Annotated in this window: 12 protein-coding genes and 4 pseudogenes; 9 read left to right on the forward strand and 7 right to left on the reverse strand. The window is 37.1% G+C overall.

The features are described from left to right. Position 1: 1 nt before the first annotated feature. The 8 genes and pseudogenes from P4S65_RS19775 to P4S65_RS19810 all read left to right on the forward strand — a co-directional run bounded on the left by P4S65_RS19775 (position 2) and on the right by P4S65_RS19810 (position 6036). Positions 2-712 carry an SDR family NAD(P)-dependent oxidoreductase gene (locus P4S65_RS19775; RefSeq protein ID WP_096794584.1) on the forward strand — a complete coding sequence of 237 codons (711 nt, stop codon included), beginning with the start codon at positions 2-4 and terminating at the stop codon, positions 710-712. Next, positions 709-1965, forward strand: coding sequence for an NAD(P)/FAD-dependent oxidoreductase (locus P4S65_RS19780; protein ID WP_337121009.1), 1257 nt, complete (start codon positions 709-711; stop codon positions 1963-1965). Before P4S65_RS19775 ends, P4S65_RS19780 begins: the two co-directional genes overlap by 4 nt. After that, a pseudogene (locus P4S65_RS19785) lies at positions 1958-2694 on the forward strand (DUF1365 domain-containing protein). Before P4S65_RS19780 ends, P4S65_RS19785 begins: the two are co-directional and overlap by 8 nt. Before the next feature lie 39 nt (positions 2695-2733). Beyond that, positions 2734-3995 (forward strand): annotated as a pseudogene (locus tag P4S65_RS19790) (class I SAM-dependent methyltransferase). Next, positions 3973-4471 (forward strand): annotated as a pseudogene (locus P4S65_RS19795) (DUF2878 domain-containing protein). The pseudogenes P4S65_RS19790 and P4S65_RS19795 overlap by 23 nt, the downstream one beginning before the upstream one ends. 54 nt (positions 4472-4525) lie before the next feature. Next, positions 4526-5013: pseudogene (locus P4S65_RS19800) on the forward strand (chalcone isomerase family protein). 1 nt (position 5014) lies between these two features. Further along, on the forward strand, positions 5015-5554 hold the full coding sequence (locus P4S65_RS19805; protein WP_096794590.1) for a DUF3833 domain-containing protein: 540 nt from the start codon (positions 5015-5017) through the stop codon (positions 5552-5554). 206 nt (positions 5555-5760) lie between these two features. Then, positions 5761-6036 carry an HU family DNA-binding protein gene (locus P4S65_RS19810; protein WP_002962474.1) on the forward strand — a complete coding sequence of 92 codons (276 nt, stop codon included), beginning with the start codon at positions 5761-5763 and terminating at the stop codon, positions 6034-6036. 91 nt (positions 6037-6127) lie between these two features. Here the strand turns inward: P4S65_RS19810 and ilvN are convergent, their stop codons facing one another. Beyond that, the gene (gene ilvN / locus P4S65_RS19815) at positions 6128-6625 is read right to left on the reverse strand and encodes an acetolactate synthase small subunit (RefSeq protein ID WP_007376319.1); all 498 of its coding nucleotides are present in this window, start codon (positions 6623-6625) and stop codon (positions 6128-6130) included. Further along, the gene (locus tag P4S65_RS19820) at positions 6625-8349 is read right to left on the reverse strand and encodes an acetolactate synthase 3 large subunit (protein WP_337121010.1); all 1725 of its coding nucleotides are present in this window, start codon (positions 8347-8349) and stop codon (positions 6625-6627) included. Before P4S65_RS19820 ends, ilvN begins: the two co-directional genes overlap by 1 nt. Positions 8350-8836: 487 nt before the next feature. Here P4S65_RS19820 and P4S65_RS19825 point away from each other — a divergent pair, with 487 nt between their 5' ends. Continuing rightward, positions 8837-11857 (forward strand): immune inhibitor A domain-containing protein, encoded by a 3021-nt coding sequence (locus P4S65_RS19825; protein WP_337121011.1) that lies wholly within the window; start codon positions 8837-8839, stop codon positions 11855-11857. Between the two features lie 67 nt (positions 11858-11924). On the opposite strand, the gene P4S65_RS19830 is transcribed toward P4S65_RS19825, so the two are convergent. The 5 genes from P4S65_RS19830 to ppnN form a co-directional block, all read right to left on the reverse strand. Beyond that, positions 11925-12932, reverse strand: coding sequence for an isocitrate dehydrogenase (locus P4S65_RS19830; protein WP_007376316.1), 1008 nt, complete (start codon positions 12930-12932; stop codon positions 11925-11927). Positions 12933-13319: 387 nt separating this feature from the next. After that, positions 13320-15008, reverse strand: coding sequence for a hypothetical protein (locus tag P4S65_RS19835; protein ID WP_337121012.1), 1689 nt, complete (start codon positions 15006-15008; stop codon positions 13320-13322). 17 nt (positions 15009-15025) lie between these two features. Further along, a complete protein-coding gene (locus tag P4S65_RS19840; protein ID WP_007376313.1) occupies positions 15026-15403 on the reverse strand; it encodes a DUF3192 domain-containing protein in 378 nt (125 codons plus the stop codon). 69 nt (positions 15404-15472) lie between these two features. Then, a complete protein-coding gene (gene xni, locus P4S65_RS19845; protein WP_096794594.1) occupies positions 15473-16246 on the reverse strand; it encodes a flap endonuclease Xni in 774 nt (257 codons plus the stop codon). 10 nt (positions 16247-16256) lie between these two features. Further along, positions 16257-17600 carry a nucleotide 5'-monophosphate nucleosidase PpnN gene (ppnN, locus tag P4S65_RS19850; RefSeq protein WP_007376311.1) on the reverse strand — a complete coding sequence of 448 codons (1344 nt, stop codon included), beginning with the start codon at positions 17598-17600 and terminating at the stop codon, positions 16257-16259. Positions 17601-17633: the final 33 nt, after the last annotated feature.

A 17633-nucleotide genomic window follows, 5' to 3' on the forward strand; every position in this document is an offset into this window, starting at 1 on the left:
TATGATCACACTTATAACGGGTGCTACATCAGGTATTGGCGAGCAGCTAGCAATTAAATATGCGCAGCTAGGAGACACTGTTATAGCTTGCGGACGTAATAGTGAAAAGCTCGCCGAGCTTGCTAAATACGACAATATTCAAGCTTGTAAATTTGATGCAACTAACCTGCAAGATATAAAAGAGTCTACTATTGGCTTTCCTCATTTTGATCGAGTTATCTTAAACGCCGGTAACTGTGAATATATAGATGATGCGCGAAATTTTGATAGTGCATTATTTGAACGTGTAATAAACGTCAATTTACTTTCTATGGGGTATTGCCTTGAGGCGTTACTCCCTAAAATAAATCCAGGCGGCCAGCTTGTTTTAGTTAGCTCAAGTGTTACTTATCTTGCGCTACCTCGTTCAGAAGCTTATGGTGCATCAAAAGCGGGTGTAAGTTATTTAGCAAAAAGCTTAGCTGTTGATTTAAATGATGTTGATGTGACTTTAGTTCATCCAGGTTTTGTAAAAACCCCGCTCACTAGTAAAAATGATTTCCCGATGCCTATGGCCGTTACCGCTGAAAAAGCCGCTGACTACATGATTAAGGGTATTCAAAAACGCCGCAAAGACGTTCATTTCCCTTATCGTTTTACACTTATATTAAAAGCATTACGTATTTTACCACTCCCACTTTGGCTTAGAATCGCAAAAGGATTAGCCCGTTGAAAAAAATAGCAATAATAGGAACTGGTGTATCTGGTTTAACATGTGGGCATTTGCTTCACAAACATTACGATGTAACCGTATTTGAAAAAAATGATTACATAGGTGGCCACACTGCAACAGTTGATGTTGATGTAAGCGGCATCAAATACGCAATAGACACAGGCTTTATTGTGTTTAATGACCGAACTTACCCATACTTTGAAAAACTGCTAAAGCGTATTGGTGTCAATAAACAAAAAACAGAAATGAGCTTTAGTGTTCACAACGAAGCCACTGGTTTTGAATATAATGGCCATACGTTTACAAGTTTGTTTGCACAGCGCCGTAATATTTTTAGACCAAAATTTTGGCGTTTATTGTACGACATTGTTAGGTTTAACAAACTGTGCAAAGCAATGCATGAAAAAGGTGATTACCAGTCTGATCAATCATTAGGACAATTGCTTAACGATAACCAGTTTAACGACTTTTTTAAATACCATTATATTCTTCCTATGGGCGCGGCTATTTGGTCTACCAGTATTAAAGAAATGGAAAACGTAGGCGTTGAGTTTTTTGTTAAGTTTTTCTTTAATCATGGGCTTTTAGATGTAACCAATAGACCACAGTGGTATGTAGTACCAGGAGGCTCTCGTCAGTACATTAAGCCGCTGATCAGAGGCTTTGCCGACAAAATTAACCTCAATACAAATATTAAATCTGTTACGCGTCAAAATGATGAAGTAACAATAGAGTTTGCCAATGGTGAGCAAAGTAAATTTGATAAAGTAATATTTGCTTGTCATTCAGATCAGGCGCTTGCACTACTTGGTGATGCTACGGAGCAAGAAAAGTCAGTATTGGGGGCAATAGCTTACACTGAGAACTCAGTGGTGCTGCACACCGATACAAACCTTTTACCAGATAGAAAAGCGGCATGGGCAAGCTGGAACTACCTACTTAATAACAACACTGATAAAGCAGCTGTTGTTACTTACCAAATGAATATTTTGCAAGGTATACAATCGGATACACAGTTTTGTGTAACGCTTAATCATCTTGAAGGAATAAGCCAAAGTAAAATTTTGCGCGAGTTTACCTATCATCACCCTGTATTTAACCAAGAATCTATTGCTGCTCAAAAATTAAAACACAGTATTGATGGGAACAATAATAGTTATTTTTGTGGTGCTTATTGGTACAATGGCTTCCATGAAGATGGTGTACACAGTGGTGTAGATGTGGCTAAACAGCTTGGGGTCGAATTTGACTAGTGCAGTTTATTTAGGCGATGTAAAACATCGCCGTTTTGCTGTTAAAGAACATCGTTTTAGCTATCCTTTGTATATGATGTGGGTCGATCTAAACAATCCTCAGCAATTAAATGGTGTACATAAAAACTTAGGTACATCAGGCTTAAAAGCCTTAAAGTTTAACGAGGCAGATTACCTTCAAAGTTTATCAGCTTCTGACCAATCTCCCATTATTGAACGTGCTCATAAGCAACTTTCTTCATTAGGTATAAAGGAAACATTTACTCATGTTTATATGCTTGGGCAACTACGCTGTTTAGGGGTTTATTTTAGCCCTGTTAATTTTTACTTTTTTGGTAATAGCGATAATAGCTTTACGTATATGATTGCTGAAGTAAGTAATACACCGTGGAATGAACGCCATTACTATTTAGTCTCCCTAGAAAAAAAGTGAACTTTAAGAAGGTTTTTTCCGTATCACCTTTTATGAATTTAGATATGAACTATCATTGGCATATTCGACAGTCGCCTGATAAAACATTGATACATATTGAAAATAAACGAGATGAAGTATTATTATTTGATGCAACACTTCGTTTGAAACGTGCAGAGCTTACTAATCAAGAAGTCAGTAAGTTACTAAAACGTTTTCCGGCCATGACGTGGTCGATATTTAAAGGTATTTACCATCAAGCGCTAAAGTTATTTATAAAGCGAGTGCCTTTTTTAGGTCACTCAGGTAGGCCATAAAACATATACAGATAGTTAGAACAATAAATAGGTATTTTAATGGATAAAGTGTCGAGCTTAAATTGTGAACAAAGCACTAGTTGGTTAACTAACATATATAAAAAATTAGTAACTAAAGCCTTTTCGTCAATTAAAACTGGTCAAATAGTTTTGATTGAGGGAAACGAAAGAACTATTTTTGGGGATTCATCTTCAGAACTAAAAGCAACTGTTACAGTAAATGATAAAGCAATGTATAAAGCATTTGCTCTGTCAGGCAGTGTTGGCGCAGGCGAAGCGTATATTTTGGGTCACTGGTCTTGTGACAACTTAACTTCATTTATAGAGATATTTGCTATAAACGAAAAGCAACTCGATGAGTTTGAAAAAAATTCGCATTTTTTAGTAATATCGCACACCGATTTAATCACATAAAAAATAAAAATTCAGAATCGGGCTCTAAAAAGAACATTGTTGCTCATTACGACTTAGGTAATGATTTGTACGAATCATTTTTAAGTAAAGAAATGCTTTACTCAAGTGCTGTATATCCTACTAAAGAAGCAACACTTGAAGAGGCGCAGCAATACAAGCTTAAACGCATTTGCGAGCAAGTTGAGCTTCAAAAAAATGATTCAGTAATTGAAATTGGTACAGGGTGGGGGGCTTTTGCTATATATGCAGCCACACATTACGATTGCCATGTAACTACAACAACCATATCTGATGAGCAACATGATTATGTAGCTAACAAGATTGTTGAGCTTGGTCTTGAGAATAAAATAACATTACTCAAGCTCGATTACAGATTACTAAAAGGTAAATACGACAAGCTTGTTTCTATTGAAATGATAGAAGCGGTTGGTCATGACTATTTACCTAGCTTCTTCACTCAGTGTGGTGAGCTCTTAAAAGACGATGGCGCAATGCTCATTCAAGCTATAACTATTGGCGATCAGCGTTATAAGCACTACTTAAAAAATTCTGACTTTATCCAACAGTATATTTTTCCGGGCGGATGTTTGCCATCACTTAACGAAATGAGTGAGCAGATTAAAAATAATACCGACATGGTAATTCATACTGTTAATGATATTGGTGCTCACTACGCACGAACATTAGCAGATTGGCGAACTCGTTTTATAAAAAGCTGGCCAGATTTGGACCGTTCAAAATTTGATGAACGCTTTTATCGCTTGTGGTTATTTTACTTTGCTTATTGCGAAGGTGCGTTTAGAGCTAGAGCTACAAGCACAGTGCATTTAATGGCACGTAAACCGAGGTTTATGAGCGATAACGATGATATTGCGCTCGGTTATTAATTTTTTTATTTCAAGCAGTGTGGTTTTTATCATTGCTGCTTGAGGCTAATTCGCTATTTTTTAGCGGATTAATTATTGTTTTAATGTTTTGTTTGTCAAAGCAGAAAAAACAAGACACCTTACTACTAATTAAAGCCCTACCTTTAGTAATGTTGTTAGAGTTTATAGCGGTAAAGTTAGGCTTGTTAGAATTTAAAGTTTATCCCTTTCCTCTATGGCTCGCCTTTTTATGGGTTGCATTATTACTTTCTTTAAACACCTCAATGATCTTTTTAGGTAGGTTAAAACTTTGGCAGGCCTTTTTAGTATGCATGGCTTTTGCGCCAGCAAGTTATTGGGCTGGAGCACGCTTTGAAGTAATAAGTTTAGGGTTCCCTTTATGGCAATTCTGGCTCGTTTACGGGGCGCTTTGGTCTACAGTGTTTACTGCTATTCTTTTTATAAACCAAAAAATCAAGTTATTTATCAATCGCTGATCTTCCATAATTTCTATTTCGTAACATTACCCATTGACTCAAAGGAAGCTTATTTTGAAATCTTTACTAAAGGCAGTTACTTTTTATTTGCTTACAACTTCAATTGTTTTAGCTAACACACAATTCAATAAAGTAGGCGAAGCACGAATGGAGTATTTATTTTGGGATGTATATGACGCTGTGCTATTTACCCCTTCAGGTAATTACAGCGCAGGAACACATCCTATTAAGTTTAAGCTTACCTATTTACGCGACTTTGAAGCTAAAGGAATAGTTAAAGCAACAAATGAGCAGTGGGAACATCTTGGAAAAAAGAGCTAGCTGATAAATATGACAGTAAATTATTGTCTATTTGGCCTGATATAAAAAAGGGTGACTCACTAACATTAGTGACAAATGAGCAAGGTATGAGCACTTTTTATCATAATGATGAAAAAATGGGTGAAATTGATGAACCTCAATTTTCGAGTGACTTTTTAGCTATTTGGCTTGATGAAAAAACCTCTGAGCCAAAACTACGAAAGCAACTATTAGGGAATTAATATGAATATATTAAACACGTTAAAAACAGCATTGATCTGCTCATCAGCTCTACTTTTAATTAGCTGTTCAGCGCCAAATGTTGAACATTATAAAAACACATCGCCAAATTTCGACTTTAAAACATTTTTTAGTGGAAATTTAAAAGCCTATGGCGTTGTACAAGACTTTAAGGGCGAATTGACCCGCAAGCTGGTTGTTGATATGAATGCAACGTGGGATGGTAACCAGGGCGTTATTGAGGAAGATTTTGTTTACGATGATGGTGAAACACAAAAACGTATTTGGAAAGTAACGCTTAATAACGATAACAGCCTAACGGGCACTGCTGATGATGTTATTGGTGTAGCTAAAGGGAAAAGTAATGGCAGTGTATTTCATTGGAACTATAATGTTGAACTTGCATATGATGACAGCACTTTAAACGTTAATTTTGACGATTGGATGTACTTGGTTACACAAACGCGCTTGATAAACCGCACATCTATTGTTAAGTTTGGTGTCGAGGTCGGGGAAGTGACCTTAGTTATCGAAAAAATATAGTTTATTATGTTGCCTAAGTTGCACCAAAATTGTACTTAAATTAAGTTGTTGTTAACTCAACATGCTGTATTTTACCGAGAATTATTTAAATTTTATGTGTTTTTGAAGATTTTAAACAAAAAATGCAATTTGCTGTTGCTAACTGTTTAAAAATGCATAAAGATAGGATTTGCGAAGGCAAAATAATAACGAATAGGAATCTAACAATGAATAAAGCTCAATTAGTTGAAAAAATTGCTACTGATGCAGAAATCTCTAAAGCTGCCGCTACTCGTGCTCTTGACGCGTTTACCGGTGCTGTAACTTCTTCTTTAAAAGAAGGTGATTCAGTAGCGTTAGTTGGTTTTGGTACTTTCTCAGTAAAAGAACGTGCAGCTCGCACTGGCCGTAACCCACAAACGGGTGCTGAGATCCAAATCGCAGCAGCAACTATCCCAAGCTTTAAAGCAGGTAAAGGTCTTAAAGACCAAGTAAACCCTTAATAGGTTTAACAAATTAAATAAAAAAAGGGCTAATTAGCCCTTTTTTTTATCTATTAAAAAGCCAAATTTCAATGGCTTAATTATAGGTAAGTTATGCTTTTAAGGCTTTATCGCCTCTTCCTATGCCTACAGCACCTGAGCGCACAACTTCAATAATGTCAGTTTCATGTCGCAACGTATCTAAAAATGATTCTATCTTATCTGTGCTACTAACAAGTTGTAGGCTGTAACTTTGACGTCCCATATCTAAAATAGCGCCTTGGAAAACATCGACCACACGGGTTACTGCAGCACGGGTTGATTCATCTTGCGCGAATACTTTAACTAATAAAAGCTCGCGTTCGATGTGACTCATCTCGGTTAAATCTATAATCTTTAATACATCAACAAGTTTATTAACTTGCTTTGTTATTTGCTCAACAACACGGTCATCACCCATGGTGGTAATAGTGATACGCGATAATGATTGATCATCAGTTGTACCTACAGTCAGGCTATCAATATTGTATGCACGTTGTGAAAAAAGCCCAACAATACGTGATAGAGCACCGGGTTCATTTTCTAATAATATAGATAAAATACGACGCATTATGCTTTTACTCCTTTACGTAACCACATCTCATCAATGCCACCTAATTTAATTTGCATTGGATATACATGCTCTTTTTCGTCGACAAGAATATCTAAAAAGACTAAGCGGTCGTTTATGCTCATCGCCCTGTCAATTGCAGGTTGTAGTTCATCAAGCGTATTTACTTGAATACCTACATGTCCGTAGCTTTCAACTAACTTAACAAAATCAGGGAGGGAATCCATGTAAGATGATGAATGGCGTCCGCCGTAAACCATATCTTGCCATTGACGTACCATACCTAAAGAGCGGTTATTAAGTGATACAACTTTTACCGCAAGGTTGTACTGTAAACAGGTAGATAGTTCTTGGATATTCATTTGAATAGAGCCATCACCTGTAATACATACAGATTCTTTATCCGGAAAGGCTAGCTTTACACCCATTGCAGCAGGTAAACCAAAGCCCATAGTGCCTAGGCCGCCTGAATTTATCCACTGACGAGGATGTTTAAATGGGTAGTATTGCGCTGCAAACATTTGGTGCTGACCAACGTCAGAACTTACGTAAGCATCGCCATTAGTGGCTTTATAAACAGCTTCTATAACGGCTTGTGGTTTAATTTTTTCGCTATCAGTGTTGTAGCTTAAACATTTTTGTTCGCGCCAGCTGATAATTTGACGCCACCAATCTTCTTGTGCGCTGCGGTCGATTTTAATTGGGCTTTTATCGATACCTGCTTGTAGTTGCTCCAGCACCGTTGCTAAGCAACCCACAACGGGAATATGCGCTTTGATTGTTTTAGAAATAGAGGTTGGGTCTACATCTACATGTACAATTGTGGCATTAGGGCAAAACTTTTGAACATTATTAGTTACCCTGTCATCAAATCGGGCACCTAATGCCAAAATAACATCGGCGTTAGCCATTGCTTTGTTTGCTTCTAGTGTACCGTGCATGCCTAACATACCGACAAAGTTAGGGTGCACACCTGAAATACCACCCAATCCCATTAGTGTGTTTGTAATTGGCGCATTTAACGATTCAACTAAGTGTGTTAATTGCTCTGACGTGTTTGAAATAACAATGCCGCCACCCGAATAAATAACAAGCTTTTTAGCTTCTAAAATGGCAGTAACAGCTTTTCGAATTTGCTTAGAGTGACCTTTAGTATTAGGACTGTAGGTTCTAAGTTCTGTTGTTTGAGGAAATTCGTATTCAAACTTAATCGCAGGGTTTAGCATGTCTTTAGGGAGTTCAACTACAACTGGGCCTGGACGACCTGTACTGGCTATATAAAAGGCTTTAGCGAGTATTGCAGGGATCTCCTGCGCACTTCTACAATTAAAGCTGTGTTTAACTATAGGGCGAGAACAGCCAACAATATCAGTTTCTTGGAATGCATCGTCACCAATTAAATTTGTAGGTACTTGGCCTGATAATACAACCATAGGAATTGAATCCATGTAGGCCGTTGCAATACCTGTAATACAGTTTGTAGCGCCAGGGCCTGAGGTTGCAAGCACAACACCCACGTCACCAGTTGCTCGTGCATAGCCGTCGGCCATATGCGTAGCAGCTTGCTCGTGACGCACAAGTATGTGTTCAATATCATCTTGTTGAAAAAGTGCATCGTATAAATCTAATACTGAACCACCGGGGTAGCCAAATATGTATTTAACCTTTAAATCTTTTAATGCCTGAACAACTAGTTCAGAACCATTATATTCTTGTTTGCTCATCCTCATTCCTCTGTGCGCTTTTTATGCATAAAAAAACCCCCGCGTAGTGCGAGGGTTTTTAAAAAGCAGTATCACCTTTTAATACATCCCCGCTGGGCTTATAACTAAGACCAGTACGAGTACGACTAAAAGATTAATGTGTGTGTTCATAGTTTTTACTCTACTTAGCAAAACACTGCTTTTAAATTAAAAATTCTGTATAGGTTTATTTTTAAGGGTTTTGAGCCTTTATGTCAACCTTGAAAGCAGTTTTTTGCATTTTAAATTCGTTTTGTGGCTTTTTTTAATTTAAATCTGCAGAAACTCTGTGTTTAACTGAGTTTACTAGCAGAAATTATGCACTTTAGGTTGTGGGTTCGATTTTAGATATAAAAATAGTGAGAGACCATTAACTTTTATTGCATATGTTAACTATATGTTTTTATCGCCTGTTTAAATTCCTATTATTAGGTATGATTACTACATAATTATGTTTGAGGAAGACACAGTGAAAAAAGTGATGTTAATTGCGCTTTTAACTACGCTATTAAGCCCAATAGTGGCAGCTAATAATATAAGTCCGCATGATGTTGGTATAACTAACGAAGAACGTATTTTATATTGGCTTAAAAAAAGAGACCAAATATCTTCAAGTGAGTTAGATAGTTCATTTAAGTCATATATGAGTAATAAAGAAGCTGCCAATCACTCAATTAAAAATGGCTTTAGGCAATTTAAATCCTCCTCCAACGTTTTTTCAAACACAAATAAACAGCAGGTTGCTTTTTCAACGTCACTAGTGCCAGATCAAAGTGTTAATGATGTAAAAGTGTTAGCTATCTTAATTGATTTTCCTGATCTAAAACATGACGACAATCAGCTTGTAGAGCAAGACACCGACATGTTTTACGCTGAATATTCAACTGAGCACTATCAGCAAATGCTTTTTAATACTCAAGGTTATACGGGCCCTGATGGACAAAGCTTAAAAACGGCTGCTGATTATTATAAAGTGGCTTCGGGGAACAGCTTAAACTTTAACGGACAGGTGTATGGCTGGGTAACCGCTGATAGCAATGCAAAAATATATGGTGAGCGCCAAGGCAGTACACGGGATATAAATGCACCCGCTTTAATTAAAGAGGCTGTGGAGAAGGCGGTTGCAAAGTTTAATATTAATTTAGCGGATTATGATTTAACCGATTTAGATGATATTGATGGCGACGGTATTGTTAATGAACCTAATGGCATCATTGACCATGTAATGATTTTTCATTCAAGTATTGGTGAGGAAGCAGGTGGCGGTTACCTAAGCACCGATGCTATTTGGTCGCACCGCTACTATGTGTTTGATGAAAATAGCGGGCCGAGCGAGATTGCAGGCAGCAATATTAAGCTCTTTGGTTATACCATTAACCCTATTGATGCAGGGATTGGTGTGGTAGTGCATGAGTTTGGACATGACTTAGGATTATTGGATGAATACGACTTGCAATCTAACACGGTAGGTGAGCCCGTCGCGTCTTGGTCAGTTATGTCGACAGGAAGTTGGGCTGGTTCGCCAAGAGGCTCAGAGCCGGTTATGTTTAGTCCTTATGCGCTTGAGTATTTACAAAAACGATACCGGGGTAACTGGGTTAACCAGCTTACGCTTGATATGGATGAGATAGAGGCTAACTCACAGCAAACATTAATTAATACTGCGAGTACTTCACAACTGCAAAATCAAATAAAAATAACACTGCCACCAAGGCTCGAAAAATTTAGAGCTCCAGTAGAAGGTGATTTTCAATACTATTCAAATACGGGCGACAATATTAGCAACAGCTTAGCGAATACAATAGCGCTACCAAGCACAACTGAGACACTTACTTTAAGCTTTATTGCTTATTACAGTATTGAGCGCGATTACGATTTAGTTCAAGTAAAAGTAAATGGCGAGCCAATCGCGAGTAATTATACGCAAGCGCTTAATCCATACTACGGTGATATTGGTCCGTATATCTCAGGTGATTCATTTCTTAATAGTGATGCTAAGCAACCTAACGGCTATTTAACCCATAAGTTTGATTTATCAGCTTATGCTGGGCAAACAATTGATTTAAAAATTGAATACATAACAGATGCGAACACACATTATTATGGTTTTATTGTTGATGATATGCGCATTGAGCAAAGTGATACTTTAATTTGGCAAAATAATGCACAGGATCAAGTTAACACTGAGTTTAATGGCTTTGAAAAAATTGGTAATTACACATATGCATCACCATCACATTACTATTTACAATTGCGTTCATACACAGACGTTGACAGTAGCTTACAAGCAGAGCAGTACTCACCGGGGTTATTATTGTGGTACAGCAATGAATCTCAAGCAGATAATAACACTACCGAGCATCCAGGCAGTGGTTTTGCATTAGTGGTAGATGCCGATCAGCGCTCAATAAATAAAGGCAGTACGCAAACTCCGGCTGCTTCAGCAATTCAAATACGTGATGCTGCTTTTAGTCTATACCAACAAAGGGCAGGATTAGGTGATGATGATTTATCAGCTATCACCCAGTTCACTGATAAAAACGATTATAGCTTTTCAGCACAAAAACCATCGGGTGTTATGCTTCCACAGGTTGGTTTTGGGTTTAATATTATAAATCAGTCAGCTGATAGTGAAGACATAGAAGTAGAGCTTAATTACGATGTCACTAAGGGTATTAATTTTACCAAAACAGGTTTAACCGTTAATTTTAATGTAGAAGGTTTTGCACTCACGCCTTCGGATACATTTACGTGGAATTTTGATGATGGTAGCTCAAGCATAGAGTTAACCCCTACTCATGAATACCAAGACTATGGCACTTACAACGTTGAGTTTATGGCAAGTAATGGTACTTCAGATCAAGTAGCTGTAGTTCAAGTTACACTAGCTGAACCATTATCTGTAAATGAAATTGAATATGAAATAAACCAAGGAACTTTAACAGCTGAGGCTTCGCTTACAGGTGGGGTCGCACCGTATACTTATAATTGGCAGCTAGGGGATGGAAGTACTTTAACGACGCAATCGCTTACTTATAATTATTTATACTCTGGTGATTACCAAGTAACGCTTACAGTGACAGATAACGAAGGCACGGAGCAAACTAAAGCGATTGATGTAACTGCAACTGTTCCGCTTAGCATAAACGCAAACGCTACCGTTAGTGATTTAAGCGCACAATTTAATGCCCAAGTAACCGGCGGCTTTAATAGTTATACTTACAGTTGGGATTTTGGTGATGGCAGTGCGTTATCAAATTTACAAAACCCAATACATACTTATCAAACTGACGGGACATATAACGTAACGTTGAATGTTACTGATACTCAAACCAATGATACTTTTACTAAAGAGTTATCTGCTACTGTGCAAAAACAACAAAGTAGTTCGGGTTCAAGTGGCGGATCACTTTCAGGTTTATTAGGATTACTACTTTTGGGCTTATTTAGGTTTAATACTAACTTGCATAAATACACTAGGTTAGTATAAACGTAGTTAGCAAACATAAAAAAGCCCGCTAAATTAGCGGGCTTTTTAAATTAATAACAAATATTAATTATAAACGGTCAATTACTGATTGAGTGAAATCAGTTGTACCGTGGCTGCCACCTAAATCGCGAGTTGTACGGTCGCCTGATTTAATTACATCAGCAACAGCACTACGAATACGCTCTGCTGTATCGCCCATATTTAAATGCTCAAGCATTTGAATAGATGCTAAAATTACAGATGTTGGGTTAGCTAGATTTTTGCCTGCAATATCAGGCGCGCTACCATGTACAGCTTCAAAAATTGCAGCGTCTTCACCAATGTTAGCACCAGGTGCCATACCTAAACCGCCAACTAAACCAGCACAAAGGTCAGATAAAATATCACCAAATAAGTTAGTCGTAACAATTACGTCAAACTCTTCAGGTGTCATTACCAGCTTCATACATGTTGCATCAACAATCATTTCATTTGATTCAATTTGTGGGTAACGCTCTGCTACTTCACGTGCTACTTTTAAAAACAAACCAGATGTTGATTTTAAAATGTTAGCTTTATGAACGGCAGTTACTTTTTTACGACCTTCGCGTACCGCTAGCTCGTATGCAAAAGTTACGATTTTTTCTGCGCCTTCACGCGTAATTATCGATTTTGCTTGTGCTTCATTACCGTCTTCACTTACTACTTGGCCAGCACCTGAGTACATACCTTGGGTGTTTTCACGAATAGTAATGATATCAATATCGTCGTAACGCGCTTTAGTACCAACAAATGATTTAACTGGGCGTACGTTAGCGTATAAACCAAATTGCTTACGAAGCGTTACGTTAATAGACGTAAAACCTTCACCTACAGGCGTAGTTAAAGGACCTTTTAATGTGATTTTATTTCTAGCAATGGTATCAACCGTTTCTTGCGGAAGTAACTCACCTGTTTTTTCAAGTGCTGCAAGGCCTGCATCAACAAATTCATAATCAAAGTCGCAACCTGCGGCTTTTAATATTTCAAGTGCTGAGTCGATAATGCTCGGACCGATGCCGTCGCCTTTGATCACTGTGATGGTTTGTTTGGCCATTGACTTTTCCTTTAAAGATTTTGATTTGCACATAAATTATTACTCTGAGAGAGTAACAGCTTGTTAGGTCATTTATGTGAATGGGATTGAAAATTGTAAGGGCGCATTTATACCAACTTATCGCCCATTTTGCTAGTTTATACTACAAATACTGGGTATAAATTGTATTTATAATGGAAATAAAAAGACTAAATAACCTGAACACAGAACAAGATATTTACTAACATATTGAACCATAATGATATTTAAAATTATTTTTCTAGCCAGAGATTTTCAATGAAAAAAGGCGAATTTGCGCGTCATTAGCTTGCTTATTGCAAGTAGATTAAACGCAGTTAGCGTCAGATTTAATCCCTCAAATTGATTAAGTATTATTACGGATTGGTATTAAATAGTATTAGATAAGGCAAGCTCTTGGAGCTGTTCATTAAATAAGTGATGGTTTTCCCATTTTTGAGTAGTTAATTGCTGATCTAATATTTTCTGTTGCCAAGTGCTTAGCTTTAGCTGCGGTTTAAATACGGTTTGTGTAAGCGCCTTTATTGCTACCCATAGTTTACTGCGTTCGTTGAGCTGCTTTTTTGGAAGATGTTCAGCTTCCAATAATGCGATTGCCCAAGGGTTATCACTTAATAGTAATGTAAGTTGTGCTTTTAGCTGCTCAGTGTCTAATGAACTAACACCAAAAAAGGCACTAATAGGCGTATTCAATGTGGTGTTAAGTGTTTCATCAATCATTATTTTTCTAGATATATGTGTACTGCATTGTGTTAATAAAAAATAAGCATAGCCATAAAGAGGAAGTGCGATATGTTCAAATTGAATCATTTTATTTTTACTAACAAATAGAGCAATAATTTCTACTATGCACTCTAGTCGCGTTAAAACAAATTGTTGTAAAGGGTGAGGAGTTACCTTAACCAGTTGCTCAAATATAACTCGCTGAATAATTGCAGGGGCGTTAAAATAACCAACCATAGATAGACTATGTTTCAAATTTTTAGCTGCTTGATGTTCATTATTATAAGGTTTTACAGCCTCACATAGATTTTCTATTACATTAGGATAAGGCGCCATAATTTGGCTTAACGCTTTGTAGCTGTATTCATGCTGTAACTTAAGACGACTAATTAACTCTATCAAAGCTAGCGACCCATTATTTAGTATATTGGCAGTGGAAGTTATATGCTCACTGTCCCATACACTAATTTGGATACGTGAATCATTTGATTGCCACTGGATAGCGTTGCTGTTTAGCAATGCCTTGACTCTATACCACGCTATTTTATTTTTATTCTCGACGTTTATTAGTATATGACGCTGCTGATTGTCGCTGGCCAAATACACCATTAATTGATCATTATATATAACTCGGCTACCCGGTAATAATGGGCCTATATGTGCGATTAAAAATTTTATTAGCTGTTGCGCAAATAGGTTAGGTGTACGTATATATAAATCGCCAAGAGCTTTAAAAAGACTAATATGTTGTTTAGAAGGGCTATAAGTAATGTTCATTGCAATTATATTAGCGATAGCAACAAGCGTAATGCCACCATCATAAAGCATTATTTTTGGTGTAGTGACTAATGCTTGCTTGTACTTAGTTAGTTTTGCAAGAACTTGCGTTATTGGTTTTGCTGAATCACCGCCAGTTAAGATTATTTTAGCGGTGAGCTGGTGGCGTAATTGCCATATTCTTTTATCACTATCACTAAACTTTAACTGTTTGGAAAGCTTGTTTAGTTGCTCACCCACACATAAGTGATCAACAAGTGCAGCACAGATATATAATTCACTAAGCTGATTATTGTATTGCTGGCTTTTACACAAAGCAGCGGTTAAAACACATTGATTGATAACCAAATTAACAGAATAACTATATTTAGGGTTAAATACAGCACACCTAGCTTGTAAAGCTACAGGGTATTGCTCATATAATTCTCTGTATTGCTCAGAAAGTTTACATACTGCAGGGTAGACTGTCTGCCATTGTTTTTTTACATTATATAAAGTTAAAAATAGTTTTGTATTTTCAAGTAATTGGTTTAGTTTGACAGAAATAGGCTCATTCATTATGCCTTCACCTAGTTTTAATCCTGATATTTTTTATAAGCACTAGGCCCCCACAAAATAAGTTGACCATTTTTAAATAACAGTCCGGTACATTCATCTATGGTTGTTATGCCATCGGACGTTTTATGTTGCGTGCGATAAAAAATGATTTGAAGTACTTCATCACTATTGCGTTTTGCAAAAGTAAGATCTGGGCTGCCTAAGTAGTCAAGTACACTATTAATAGTAGTAGGCTGCTCTAGTGAAAGCTTTTCGATATAACGTTTATTAAATGCTTCGCGGTCTTGCCAAATCATCGCTTGGGGGTCATCTTTATAAAAAGTGATCACCAATGTTGCTATTAGCGCATATAGCCCTAAACCTAGAATTAAATACCTAAAAAACTTTTTCAACATTATTTACTCTGGTCACAGAATCTAATAATAGTATACGTATTGTAATTAGCACACGCTATAAACATGCGACTAACTAAGCCTTAATTGCTTTAAACTAAAACCCAAGTTTATATCCGTGCGTAAACTAACCAGTTGTTTTGAGATTACATACATATCCATATTTGCTTCTAGCTTTTTATGAATACTTGGGCTTAGTAATTTATCTTCTAGCGCTTGCTCAACAGTATTATAATTATTAATAAGTTGTTGAGCCGACTTTATCCCTATGCCTTTTACGCCTGGAATATCATTGGTTTTATCACCAGCGAGTGCCCAAAAGTCTACTAACCTACTTTGTTGAACCCCAAAACGTTCTTTTATACTGTGCTCATCAAGATATTGCTTTTTAAAGTAATCATAAATAGTTATGTATTGACCTAAATGAGGTAAGAAACCTTTGTCAGTAGATACAATTGTGTTGCTTACATTATTCGTTGCAGCTTTGCACGCAAGGGTGGTAATAATGTCGTCAGCTTCGTCATTAATCGGTTCAAATACTACAATACCTGTTTCTTCAATGGCTGTTTTGAAATGTATTAATGCATCTTTCAAAATTTGTGGCATTGGCGAGCGTGAATGTTTGTAATTTTTATAGAAATGGTAACGCCAACTTCTGTCACCATCAAACACAGCAATAGCATGCGTGGCGTTGGTAGTGTTTAGTAGTTTTTTGCATGCATGAGCTACTCTAGCACAACATGCTTCGATCATTTGATCATCACTGTGGTGTTTTTGGTTTACGTCAACCGCGTAAATGCGCCTAATTAGATTAAGCGCATCTATAAGAAGTAAATGTGGTTTCAAATTATTAAACTCATGCTTTTATTTCATAACATGGAGTGTACTTACTACCAGGGAGTTTCATACGTCCTTGGTCAACAAATGCCTGAAGCAGTTTATCCATATCTTTCATCAAAGCGGGTTCACCGCTTAAAATATAACGGCCATTTTGTTTAATCGCTTTTATACCTTCGTCTTTTACATTGCCGGCAACAATTCCTGAAAATGCTCGTCGTAAATTAGCTGCTAATAACTGTTTTGGTTGATTAAGGTGTAAATCAAGACCAGCCATATTTTCATGGGTTGGTGCAAAAGGTTGCTGAAAATCGTTATCAATCTTTAGCGTCCAGTTAAAGTAATACGCATCACCTTCGCTTTTACGATAATTGCGTACATCAGTCATTGCTGACTTTAATGTTTGTCCAACTAATTTAGGGTCATCAATAATTACTTCAAATTTGTTGAGCGCTTCTTTACCTAATGTCATTTCAACAAATTCGCACAGTTCTTTAAAATAAGCTTCGCTTTCTTTTGGGCCCGTTAAAATCACAGGCATGCATTGTTTTGCGTTGTCAGGATGTAACAATATACCTAATAAATACAAAAGCTCTTCTGCGGTGCCAGCTCCACCAGGAAAAATAATTATAGCGTGAGCGGTGCGTATAAATGCCTCTAAACGCTTTTCTATATCAGGTAAAATTACCAGCTCATTTACAATTGGGTTCGGTGGTTCAGCAGCAATAATACTTGGTTCAGTCAAGCCTAAGTAACGATTATCTTTAATGCGTTGTTTCGCGTGGCCAATGGTGGCTCCTTTCATAGGGCCTTTCATTGCGCCAGGTCCACAGCCTGTGCAAATATTTAAACCGCGTAAGCCTAATTCGTATCCCACTTGCTTAGTATATTTGTATTCTACTTCATTAATAGAATGTCCGCCCCAACAAACTACCATGCTAGGCTCGCTATTTACGCGCAATGCATCGGCATTTCTTAGCATGTCAAACACCATATGAGTAATGGCTTTTTGTTCTTTAAGATTTTTTTCGTATTTTTGACATATAAATAAAATATCGCGGATAACAGAGAAAATATGTTCGTGAATACCGGTGATGATCTCACCATCTACAAAAGCAGTTAAGGGTGGATTTTCAAGCTCAATTTTAATCCCGCGTTCACGGCTCAATAGGCGTATATCAAAATCTTGATACTTATCATAAATTTCGTTGCTGGCGTCCGTATGACTCCCTACGTTTAGCACAGCAAGTGCACAATTTCTAAATAGTTTATAGCGCTCGCTAGTGGATGATTGCTCTAATAAATCAACTTCTAGTTGTGACAATAAATCTAAAACCCCAGTTGGGTTTAATTGTATTAGCATCGGCGTTCTCCTTACTATTCTTTTATGTAAATT

The organism is Pseudoalteromonas sp. B131b, assembly GCF_037162545.1.
Classification (GTDB): domain Bacteria; phylum Pseudomonadota; class Gammaproteobacteria; order Enterobacterales; family Alteromonadaceae; genus Pseudoalteromonas; species Pseudoalteromonas fuliginea.